This is a genomic window from Conyzicola lurida, assembly GCF_014204935.1.
GTDB lineage: Bacteria > Actinomycetota > Actinomycetes > Actinomycetales > Microbacteriaceae > Conyzicola > Conyzicola lurida.
Genome location: NZ_JACHMJ010000001.1, coordinates 3,360,334 through 3,370,542, shown reverse-complemented (window position 1 = coordinate 3,370,542; position 10,209 = coordinate 3,360,334). Strand labels below are relative to the sequence as shown.

Genomic DNA, 10,209 nt, shown 5'->3' with positions numbered 1-10,209 from the left:
CGGGTTACCGCCGGAGTTCGAAGCTGGTCGTGCCGATTTTCACCGGGGTGTTCAACGGGACCTGCGTGGGCACGATTACCCGCGTTCCATCGAGGTAGGTGCCATTCGTCGAGTCTAGGTCTTGGATGACCCAGCCCTCGTTCCAGTTGAGCAGGCGTGCGTGGTGCGTCGACGTGTAGTCGTCGCGGATGACGAGGCCGGAATCGCTCGAGCGGCCGATGGTGAGCTGTTCGCTCGGCAGGGCGATCTCGAGGCCCTCCTTCGCGCCGCCGGTGATGACGAGTCGCGATGCGCCCGAGGAACTCGCGGCGGACGCGTTCGGGGAGCGCGTCGGCGCGGGAGTCGCCGCGACGACCGGGGCGGCCGTCGCGATGACGGGAGCCGCGGCATCCACGCTCGCCGGCAGTTTTCGTACCTTCTGGCCGAACAGGTCGGTGCGCAGTGCGTAGACGACGGCGAAGACGAACGCCCACATCAGGCCGAGGAAGGCCACTTTGAGCACAAAGAGCGTGAGTTCACTGGTCATCGTTGCCCGCCCCTGTCGCTGCCGAGATCAGAGTACTGGTCATTGGTGGCACTCGCGACGACGCGGAAGACGATGTGGGTGCGGCCGATGTCGATGACCGAGTCGGGATCGAGACGTGCCTTGTCGACGCGGGCGCCGTTGAGCAGGGAGCCGTTGGTCGAGCCCAGGTCGTTGACCTCGGCCCGCTTGCCGTCCCACAGAACCTCGACGTGCTTGCGCGAAATGCTCGAGTCGTCGACGGTGATGTCGGCGTCGGAGCCACGCCCGATGATGGTGCGTGATTTGGTGATGGGATGACGCTTGCCGCCGATATCGAGGACCGGAGTCCACTCGACAGTTCCCTTGACGTTCACCGAGACGACTTCGATGATTCCCTCGCTCTGGCCCTGGACGGCCTCGAGGCTGATCGAGATCGGGCCGGAGAACGAGTAGTGCTGGGCGGCGGCGTGGCGCTGCACGAGCTGGGTGAGCTCGTCGATGAGAGCGGGTCCGATGCTCGCCATGCGGTCGTAGTCCATCGGCGCGAGTCGCACGGTGAACTTGTTGGGCACGAGGATGCGGTCGCGGGCAACGATCGCCGCTTTGGTGTCGAGTTCGCGGCGGAGCGCGCTCGTGATCTCCACGGGCTGGACGCCGCTCTTGAAGGTCTTGGCGAAGGCACCGTTGACTGCCCGCTCAAGACCTCGTTCGAAGCTGTCTAATAGCCCCAAGAATTCCTCTTTTCAACCCGCTGAATACGTCGATGTTAGCCGGTGGGGTTGTGAGTAGCCGCGAACACCCGCATTTTTGGGCCCGGGGGATGACTCGCGCATGCCTCTATCGGATGATGCGGCACGGGGGAGGCCCCGCACTGTGATAATCTCGCTGAGTTGGCGCGAGTGGCGGAATTGGTAGACGCGCACGGTTCAGGTCCGTGTGTTGGAAACGACGTGGGGGTTCAAGTCCCCCCTCGCGCACAGGTGGGTCAATTGCATAACTAGCTCAAATGGTTTGCAAAACTCCAACAAAACGAAAAGGCCCCCGGGAAACCGGGGGCCTTTTGCTATTCCTGCTGCGATTCTGGCCGTTGTCGACCATCGATACGGCGCGTAGGGGCGGGATATTCAAGACGCAGCGTCAGTTTGACCGTTTTCTGGCGCGCCAAGTTGCTCTTCATAGCGATGAACCGCGAACCGGGCGCCGTCATGGCGCGCTGGACCGTCTGGTGAAGCGGGAGTGGAATCGATGAAGTGGGGTCGCCGCACTAGGAGGGTGGAGCTACCCTCTCGCGTCTCTTGGTTCGGGTGCGTTTGGGCTTCGCGGCAGGTTCATCCGACTCGTCGGGTTCAGCGTAGGAGAAGTCGCCCCAAGCGCCTTCGCGGTCGTCGCGACTGCGACGGTTCTCGCGTCGTGTCTTCTTGCGCTCGACGCGCACTTCGTGGTGAGCGGCCGACTTCGCGCGGAGGTCTTCGTCTCGGAAACTCTGGATGCGGCGAAGGTTTGCGGTCGCGACCGTGAAAGCGATCAGGAGGAACTGGGCGGCGTATCCACGGAGTCGTCGTTTGGCGCCGTTCTCGAGGTCCTCCTTTGCTCCGTCTTTGGCGTAGGCGTTGGTGCCCTCGATGCCGTTGCGGTCGACCGCGTACTCGCGAGCCCACTGCTTGCTGCCGTACTGGAGATCTTGGGCCTGTTTAGCGCCGGCGGTCGCCGGGATGGTGACGGAGGTCTTGTTCATGCAGATCGCACCGCGATGGGCTTCGTCGGGGTAGTTCTCGATGGTGACCGCTTTGTCGTCGAGTTCTGTTGTCGAGCAGCCTTCGGCGAGCGGGCACCGTGCGGTGGCGCCGGGTCCTCTGGCGGGGCACATCATTGCGACGGCTCCGTTCTTGTCAGGCTTCTCTTTGGGGCGCAGCATGTAGTTGCGTCGGTCTTCGATACGGAGGTCGTAGGTCTTCTTGTCGATCTCGCCTTTGCGCAGCAGGATTGTCGCGTCGACCAGGTTCGCGGGCATGGAAGGGCAGTACCAGGCGCCCTCGACTTGCTTGGCGCCTCCGAACTCTTCGCCGCTGCCTTTCCCCAGTTGTTCTGTCTTGTAATCCATCACCATGGTGTGTCCGAGTGCGCGGACCGGCAATTGGAAGTCCGCGGCCTTTGCGGAAGCGCCGTAGCCGCGGTCGCCGACGACTCTGCCTACCTGAAGGCCTCTACGGGACATGTCGGTGTAGATGTCCGTGGCTGTGCGGATGAGGTCCTTGGCCGGAACGGTCATGCCGATGCCGGTGATCAATTTGGGGAAGCTCGCGATCTCGTCGGGCTCGTGGTTGGTCTGGACGACGATGGTGAGATCCCAGCCGAAGACGGCTTTCTTTATCCTCTTCTTCGCGCCGTCTTCGACGACGTTGTGCGCGTGGTCGCGTCGGTACCATCCGGCGCTGGGATCGTTCGGTCCGTGCGTTCCACCGAATGGCGCGCCGCGCTTGCCGTAGGCCGGGACGACAGTCGCGTCAATGCAGGTGTCGCCCTGCCAGTGCTGCGCGTACTCCTTGGGGACCATGTCGATGGTCGCCTGGATGAGTTCGTTGTTGACGAGTTCGAGACGTCGTTGTTTGACTCCGAGTTCATCAGCCGTCCAACGTTCACGCATCTCATCGACCTCTTTGTTGGTCGGGAACTTGCCTCGCTTGGTGGACGTGTGGGGTTTCGGGTCGATCGTGTCGAGGGCGCGGCGGAGCGCTCTATATATAGGGCTGTACCACTGTTCTTTGGACCGCTTCGAACCGTTGACGGCTGCGATGGCTCCGTCGAGGCCGAGGTAGGCGGCCGACTCCGGGGACAGCCGCGCCATTGCAACGAACGCCATCTCGTCGACGAGCTGGGCGGAATGCTCGGCGGTGAGCAGTAGGAGGAGCGTGAGGGCGGTGCGGGTGGTGACCGTGGCTGTTCTCGGCCGTCCGCCTGGTCCCTTGACCTTCGCCGCTGCGTCTTCGGCATGCCAGCCGTCGATGAGTTCGGCGATGCCGGCGTTGTCGATGACGGACGCTACGAAGAGAACCTGCTTATGCGAGAAGATGCTGGCGTTGCCGACGAAGCGTCCGTCTGGCAGGTCTGCCCACCGGTCCTGGATAGCTTCCTTGTACTTCGGGTCTGTTGTGTACTTCGTGCCTGTCTTGCGGACAGGTCCCATCCCGGTCTTCACGAGCGCGCCCCCCGGAATGCTGCGGTGAGCACGTCGTCGCCCGGAGCGGCGGCGTACTGTTCGAGCCGTTCGAGTGTGGAGAGCGACTTCACTCCGAGGGCGTGCATGAGGGCGAAGACGGGGGTGCCGGCGTCGATGTGGTTGACGATCCATGTCGAACGGAGACGTTCGACTTGGAAGGCGGCCCCGTCGTTGGCGACAGTGCTGAGGAACCGGGTTACGTACGCGTTCGGGTAGGTGGGTCGCTCGGCCTTCGAGAACAGGAAGTGTTCGGCGTGCGGCGAGGAGACCAGCTGCCGTAGGTCCTCTTCCCATGCGGCGAGGCAGACGACCATCCGGGGACGTTTGCCTGCGACGGTCACGCGGACGCCATCGCCAGTCGACTGGACTGCGGAGGTGGGAAGGAGGACGATCTCGGTGGTGTTGAGGCCGCAGCCTGCGCCTAGTGCGAGGAGCGTCATCCAGTTGTGCCGGCGCACTGCCGTGCTCCGGGTCGAGCCTTGGTTGCGGAAGCGGGTGAGTTCTTTGGGTGCGTAGGGGACGAAGTTCTCGTAGCGGGATTTCTTTCCGGCGTCGCGGCGGCGCGGGTTGTAGTCGACGAGTTCAGCGCTGACCCGCAGTAGGCGCGATCGGAGGTTGCGGAGGGTGACCGGGCTGAGGTCTTTGACACCCCTGCGGATGTAGGCGTCGATGTTGTGGCCCGACAGCACGGAGGACCGCTCGAGCGGCAGGCAGGCGATGTTCACGGTCCAGATAGTGAGACCCGCGACCGCGCTCATGTAGTTGCGGGCGTGATCCTCGCTCTTCGCTCGCATCTCGGTGGCGATGGAACGGGTGAACTCTTGCACCTCTTCATTCCAGAATCTGGACGGGGCGAGAGGCGTGAAGTTACGGATCACTCCGTCGATGTCATCGAAAAGTTGTCGATAACTATAAACACCTGTTAGGGTGCTCTCAAGGGGTTCTGGAGTCGTCATTCCACTATCCCTTCGGCCGCGTCGTCTACGCTCGACCTATGTCCCGGCCGTTCCGCTCCTCGCCCAGCGAACGCACGAAGAAATGGCCCGACGTGCCCTCCGACGATCACAGCGGCGAGGTCGCCCGCCAGTTCGTCCTCAATCTGCAGGCCGCGATGGACGATATGAGCCTGAGGGCCGCTGGCGAGATAACCGGCGTCGACCACTCGACCATCCAGGGGATCCTGCAGGGCCGTACGTGGCCGGACCTCGAGACGATCGCGAAACTCGAGCGAGGTTTCAAGACCGTGTTGTGGCCGGGGCTCGTAGATCTCGACTGATTCCGGCTTTCCGGCCTTCGCGCGGCTGTCATCGCTCAGTCGAGACGGTGAGAGTGCGCCGTACAGGGCGGTCCAATCCGTGCTGCCGAAGGGGATGATGTTGTCGCTGGAGAACGAGTCTGATTTCATGCAAAGGTCATGAGCGGCACGGCGAGGTCGCGCAGCGCGCTTCTGCGCTAAAAGCGCATACTTGATAAAATCGGGGGATGTCCGACTCGAAGTACGTTCCGCGGGACTTCTGCACGGACCCATCGATGTTCGGCCGAAGAGGTGGTCGACCGCAGTGGCGCGAGGATCTGACGTCGTCGACGGACCTGGACCAGCTGGCGGCGTCGCAGGCACAGCACCGTTACGCGCAGCAGATCCGGGCGTTCATCAAGGGCCGCTTCCGCACCGTTCGGAACTACTCAGACATGAACGAGCTCAACTACGCGCGCATCTCGAGGATGCTCCGGGGCGAGATCGTCATGACACTGGTCGACGTCGTCGCGGCGGAACGGATGCTGCCGGGGGTGTTCGATCTGTTGAAAGAGCGGGTCGGACGACTGGGCGCTTAGCGGCTGCTTCAGCCGCGTCATGCCCATGTTCTGCGCCCTCGCGAGAGTCACGAGGAAGTTCCACGGCTGGTGCGTCGCTCGCTCTGCTCGTGAGGGCCCGGTCGGAGCTGTGACCGACCGGACCCTTCCGTGTCCGCTGTCCCTATCGGACTAGCCGCGGGCGGGGCTGTCGTGCGCGGTTCGGGTCTCTTCGGAGCCGGTGCGAGCGGGCGCGTGTCCCGCTACCTTCATGGTGCACGGCCAGTGCGGCAGGTACCCCCGGTATCCGACGGAGTCGCATTCTTCTTCGCACATGGTGTTCCTCATCTTCTGTCGGGCTGCTCGAATTGGCGGCCGCACGAGGTCCTATGGCTGCGAGGGGATGCCGGCTGGGATGCTATTCCCGCAGCCTCTCCGCGTGGTTCGGATCGTCGCTCACAAAGCGGATGTACCGAGTGAAAGCCTCGAGCGACTCGACGCCAGCTGCGCGCATCAGCGTCACGACCGGAACCCCCGCTGCCAGATGGTGGACGATCCACGTCGCCCGGAGACGTTGGCTCGTCGGGCGCACCCGCATGCTCGAGCTCCGTACCACGAAGCTCGAGACGAGATTCGGGTAGTTCGCCGTGCGGTTCTCCCGGAACGCATAGCTGCCCGGCGGCGACGTCCGCACCCGGTCCACCAGCGCCTGCTCCCACACGCGGCGCACCGGTAGGCTGCGACGACGATCGCCCTCGATCGCGACGGTCACGCCGTCAGGCTGCACGTCGATCGCCTCGACGCGCAATTCGCCGATCTCCAGCGCCGACAACCCAGCGCCCGCGCCCAGAGCCAGGAGCACAGCGGCGTTGGTGCGCCGGAACGGGGTCGACTGGGCGGAGGCCCAGTTGCGGAGTGCGACGAGCTCGTCCACAGAGTAGGGATGTGAGGGATCCGACGGCGGCAGCGGCCCGAGCCGCCGCAGCGACGCCGTCCTGCCGAGAAGCGCTTCCGACATCCGCAGCAGCTGCGATCGGAGGTTCCCCCGGGCCGCGGGCTTCCACCCGCCGCAGCCGACCGCGATGAACCTGGCGATCGTGTCCCGATGGAACACGACTGTCCGATCCAACGGCAGACCCGCGCTCTCCCAGCACCACGCCACCAGGCGGGAGGCCGCGACGTTGAGAACGCTCTCCTTATACGCAGTCCTCCCCGAGGAGTCGGCGACGGCGGCGTTCACGAACTCCCGCACTGCAAGCCACACCGCGGTATCGAGGGTGGGTTCGTAGGAGGAGCTACCGCTGTCCATGGTCGATAACTATAAACACCGCGAGGCTCGTCGACGAAGATCTTGTGGCGGGCGGGTCAGGCCGCGTCGGCGAACGGGACGAAGCGGCTGAGCGCCGCCATCGACCGCACGCCGGACTCCTTCACTAGCTGGAGAGCTGGAGTTCCGCGGTCCAGCTGTCCGACGATCCAGGTCGCCCGCATCCTCTGGACGTTCGGCCGTACGTCAGCGGATAGGTTCTTGGCGAGGAAGTTGGTGACCATGTTCTTGCCGCCGGTGGTGCGCTCCGGGCAGAAGACCCAGCGGTCGTCATCTCCGCCGGAGACTGCTTCGCTGACCGCCCGCTCCCAACCGCGTTGGACGGTGACGTCACGCGCGCGGGCCCCGCAGACCGAGACGACGACCCCGGCACCGGTGGATGCGACGTCGCCGCAGCGCAGCGCTGTGATCTCGCCGCTGGAGAGACCTGCGCCGATGCCGAGCCCGAGCAGGGCCATCGCCCGAGTGCGGCGCAAGCTGGATAGCTCCCTGGCCCACTTGCGAAGGCTGCTGATCTCCTCATCCGAGTAGGGCCGGCTTGGCTCTGACGACGGCAACGCCTTCAGTCGTACGCGTGACGCTCGTTCGCCGAGGATCGTCTCCGACATCCTCAGGAGAATGGACCGCCTGTTCCCCCGGGAGGCCGGCGCGTAGTCAGGGAGCCCTTGGGCGACGAAGTCCTCGATCACGCTCGGGGCAAATAGATCGTCGGCGAGCGACAGCGCGGTCGACGACTGCGTCCACGCGACGAACCGAGTGGCCGCCTGGTAGAGGTCGGTGTCGGAGTATGCGGTGTTCCCGGAGCATCGCGAGACCGAATCGGCGACGAGGCCCTTGATCGACGCCCAGGCTGCGTCATCGATGGTCGGTGTGTAGTTCATCGGTTTCTCCCGTCGGAAGGGAGTGAGATGTTCACTTCCCCCCTATACATGCGCGGCAGACGCCCGTCGGGAGCCCATCGAGTGGCAGCGGGTCCCGCGTCCGGCTCGATCTGCAGGGGAAATCCCAGTTCACGGTGGGTGTACTGCGCGAACAGAATTGATCCGGGGATTTCCCGACACCCCGTTGACAGCATCTCGATGTTGATTACTATCAACACCATGGATGTAGACCCGCACGAATCGGAAGCACTCGTCGAAGCGCGTCACGCGCTCGTCGCGGCGATCGCCGCGCGACTGCCCGGCGTCGACTTCGAACGCGCCCTCGACACCTTCCCCGACGTCGAGGCATTCGCCGCGCGGATGCTCGAGGTGCTCCCCGATGTCTGCATCGACGACCCGCCCATCGGCGCGTGCTACTCCGGACCCGCCCTCGGCCGCTGGAAGCAACTCACCCGCCAGGCGATCGACCAGCAGAGAAGAGCGGGAACGCTTTTCGGAGTGATGGTCGACCGACGGTGGCTCTACCCGTCGGTGCAGTTCGACGCGAACGGCCGCCAGACCCGCGCTTTCGCCGAACTCGTCGCCCAGGAGACGCCCGGACGGGAGCCGCTCGAGTTCGCCGTCTGGCTGGAGACCGCCAACCCCTCCACCGGCACAACCCCGGCACGGACACTGAGAGAACAACCGGACACGAGGACAGCGACCGAGCGTCTGCTGGACGGATTCGTCCCCACGATCATCCAACCGCCGGCCGCGGCCGTCACATCGGGCACCGACAAGTAGTCCGAGCCGATGATCGTCCCACCCGCGAAGATCGCGGAAGCCACGGCGATTACGGTCGCCGAGTCGTTCACCACCGCGCAGACCGCGCGGATACTCGGAGTGAGCGAGGCGACGGTGCGCCGCCGCCGGCTGGAACAGAAGCTCTACGGATTCCCGTTCGGCAGGCAGTGGCGGTACTCCGTCTGGCAGTTCGGCGCCGGCTCGGCACTTCCCGGTATCGAGACAGTCGTGAAAGCGATCCCGCCGTCGATGCATCCCGCGTTCGTCCGCGGAATGATGCTGGCACCGCGACCGAGGCTCGCCGACAGCGAGGAGTGGGAGTCACCCCGCACGTTCTTGATCGGCGGAGGCGACCCGGCGCGGGTGGCCGCCATCTTCGAGACTCGTGCGTCGTTATGAATGACGTCACGTTGTCCGGAGAGACCCGCATCGCCGTCGCCGGAGACTGGCACGCCAACAGACTGTGGGTTCAGTCCGTGATCCCGGCCCTCCACGAAACAGCGCCCGACGTACGGACGATTCTGCATGCAGGTGACTTCGGGATCCTGCCGGACAAACGCGGGAAAGGGTTTCTCGCCGCCGTCGACGCCCTGTGCCAAGAGGCACATATCGAGAGGGTCCTGGTAACGCCGGGGAACCATGAGGACTGGCCGCGGCTCGTCAACCGATTCGCTTCACGACCAGGCGAGGCAATACGTCTGAGCGACCGGGTGTGGGTTCTCCCCAGAGGCTTCCGGTTCCGGGTGGCCGGCAGATCCTTCATGTCCTTCGGCGGTGCAGCCTCCCTCGACTATGCATACCGACGAGCTCGAGGAACATGGTGGCCGGAAGAGATACCGACCGTCGACGACGTCTCCTCGGCGATCGGCAGCGGCCCGGTCGAAGTCCTCATCACACACGAGACGATCGTCGGCGGGACCTGGAGAGTCGAAACAGTCCTCAGCACGAATCCCCAGGGGTGGGATGACGACGCGCTCGAGTATTCGAGAACATCGCGCCAGCTGATCACCGCGCTCTGGAACGGCGTGAGCCCCGAGGTCCTTTTCCACGGGCACCTTCACGTGGCCGATCGGATCGAGCTTCCGACCGGGCAGCGGGTCGTCTCGCTCGGGAGCGACGGGCAGAGAAAGAACATCGGCCTGTTCGACCTCGTCGACCTGGCGTGGTCGTGGATCGATTGAAGGCGGAGGACACAGGCATGGGGATGGACGACGATCGCGCGCTCGCACTGATCGGCGGCGGAGACCTCGGCGAAGACCGTACCGAGCTCACCCTCGAGCAGGCCGGCCAGTGGTTGGTGCTTAGCCTGACCAGCGCCCACTTCTTCGACTTGGACCTGATGCTCGTTGCTCGTATTCCCGGAAACGGTGCGATGGATTTCGTCACCGACCCTGGTCGTGAGCTGCGGACCCTCGACCGATGCCGCGTAGGCGACGTGGGATTCTGGACGATGATGCCGCTTCCACACGAGCAGGATCTCGAGTTCAGATGGCACCAGTCAAGCTTGATCCAACGAATCGTTCGGACGATCGGTCTCGAACGACTGCCGGGTTTTCGCTGAAAACGATGAGGCCGGCATCAGCAGTCCGGGAACAAGCTCGCCTTCCAGCGGACAGCTGCGCGGAGCTGGGGCCAAGCTCAGCCGTTCAGAGCCTTGGCCAGACCGTCAGCGAGCTACGCCACGGGCAGGCCACTTGGTAGACCT

Annotated in this window: 12 protein-coding genes and 1 tRNA gene; 7 read left to right on the top strand and 6 right to left on the bottom strand. The window is 64.5% G+C overall.

What is annotated here, in order from left to right:
• Positions 1 to 4 precede the first annotated feature (4 nt).
• Together HD599_RS16395 and HD599_RS16390 are read right to left on the bottom strand one after the other, a co-directional pair.
• Positions 5 to 526: an FHA domain-containing protein FhaB/FipA gene (locus HD599_RS16395; RefSeq protein WP_184239580.1), complete on the bottom strand. Its 522-nt coding sequence runs from the start codon at positions 524 to 526 to the stop codon at positions 5 to 7.
• Complete coding sequence (locus HD599_RS16390; RefSeq protein WP_184239578.1) at positions 523 to 1,236, bottom strand: FHA domain-containing protein; 714 nt, start codon at positions 1,234 to 1,236, stop codon at positions 523 to 525. Before HD599_RS16390 ends, HD599_RS16395 begins: the two co-directional genes overlap by 4 nt.
• 162 nt (positions 1,237 to 1,398) lie before the next feature.
• Between HD599_RS16390 and HD599_RS16385 the strand changes: the two genes are divergently transcribed.
• Positions 1,399 to 1,482: transfer RNA gene (locus HD599_RS16385), tRNA-Leu, on the top strand.
• Positions 1,483 to 1,769: 287 nt separating this feature from the next.
• Here the strand turns inward: HD599_RS16385 and HD599_RS16380 are convergent.
• Together HD599_RS16380 and HD599_RS16375 are read right to left on the bottom strand one after the other, a co-directional pair.
• Positions 1,770 to 3,701 carry a hypothetical protein gene (locus HD599_RS16380; protein WP_184239576.1) on the bottom strand — a complete coding sequence of 644 codons (1,932 nt, stop codon included), beginning with the start codon at positions 3,699 to 3,701 and terminating at the stop codon, positions 1,770 to 1,772.
• On the bottom strand, positions 3,698 to 4,549 hold the full coding sequence (locus HD599_RS16375; RefSeq protein ID WP_184239573.1) for a hypothetical protein: 852 nt from the start codon (positions 4,547 to 4,549) through the stop codon (positions 3,698 to 3,700). The genes HD599_RS16380 and HD599_RS16375 overlap by 4 nt, the downstream gene beginning before the upstream one ends.
• A 167-nt stretch (positions 4,550 to 4,716) precedes the next feature.
• Between HD599_RS16375 and HD599_RS16370 the strand changes: the two genes are divergently transcribed.
• On the top strand, positions 4,717 to 4,998 hold the full coding sequence (locus HD599_RS16370; protein ID WP_184239571.1) for a helix-turn-helix domain-containing protein: 282 nt from the start codon (positions 4,717 to 4,719) through the stop codon (positions 4,996 to 4,998).
• A 206-nt stretch (positions 4,999 to 5,204) separates the two neighbouring features.
• Positions 5,205 to 5,555 carry a hypothetical protein gene (locus tag HD599_RS16365; protein ID WP_184239569.1) on the top strand — a complete coding sequence of 117 codons (351 nt, stop codon included), beginning with the start codon at positions 5,205 to 5,207 and terminating at the stop codon, positions 5,553 to 5,555.
• A gap of 376 nt (positions 5,556 to 5,931) precedes the next feature.
• Here HD599_RS16365 and HD599_RS16360 read toward each other — a convergent pair whose 3' ends face one another.
• Together HD599_RS16360 and HD599_RS16355 are read right to left on the bottom strand one after the other, a co-directional pair.
• Entirely contained in the window at positions 5,932 to 6,822 is an 891-nt protein-coding gene (locus HD599_RS16360) for a site-specific integrase (RefSeq protein ID WP_184239566.1), read from the bottom strand.
• 56 nt (positions 6,823 to 6,878) lie between these two features.
• Positions 6,879 to 7,721: a hypothetical protein gene (locus tag HD599_RS16355; RefSeq protein ID WP_184239564.1), complete on the bottom strand. Its 843-nt coding sequence runs from the start codon at positions 7,719 to 7,721 to the stop codon at positions 6,879 to 6,881.
• Positions 7,722 to 7,940: 219 nt separating this feature from the next.
• Between HD599_RS16355 and HD599_RS16350 the strand changes: the two genes are divergently transcribed.
• Genes HD599_RS16350 through HD599_RS16335 form a run of 4 tightly spaced genes read left to right on the top strand, consistent with a single transcriptional unit; the run spans position 7,941 to position 10,065 of the window.
• Positions 7,941 to 8,504, top strand: coding sequence for a hypothetical protein (locus tag HD599_RS16350; protein WP_184239562.1), 564 nt, complete (start codon positions 7,941 to 7,943; stop codon positions 8,502 to 8,504).
• A gap of 9 nt (positions 8,505 to 8,513) precedes the next feature.
• Complete coding sequence (locus HD599_RS16345; RefSeq protein ID WP_184239560.1) at positions 8,514 to 8,903, top strand: helix-turn-helix domain-containing protein; 390 nt, start codon at positions 8,514 to 8,516, stop codon at positions 8,901 to 8,903.
• The gene (locus tag HD599_RS16340) at positions 8,900 to 9,685 is read left to right on the top strand and encodes a metallophosphoesterase (RefSeq protein ID WP_184239557.1); all 786 of its coding nucleotides are present in this window, start codon (positions 8,900 to 8,902) and stop codon (positions 9,683 to 9,685) included. Before HD599_RS16345 ends, HD599_RS16340 begins: the two co-directional genes overlap by 4 nt.
• A gap of 17 nt (positions 9,686 to 9,702) precedes the next feature.
• The gene (locus tag HD599_RS16335; protein WP_184239555.1) at positions 9,703 to 10,065 is read left to right on the top strand and encodes a hypothetical protein; all 363 of its coding nucleotides are present in this window, start codon (positions 9,703 to 9,705) and stop codon (positions 10,063 to 10,065) included.
• Positions 10,066 to 10,209 lie beyond the last annotated feature (144 nt).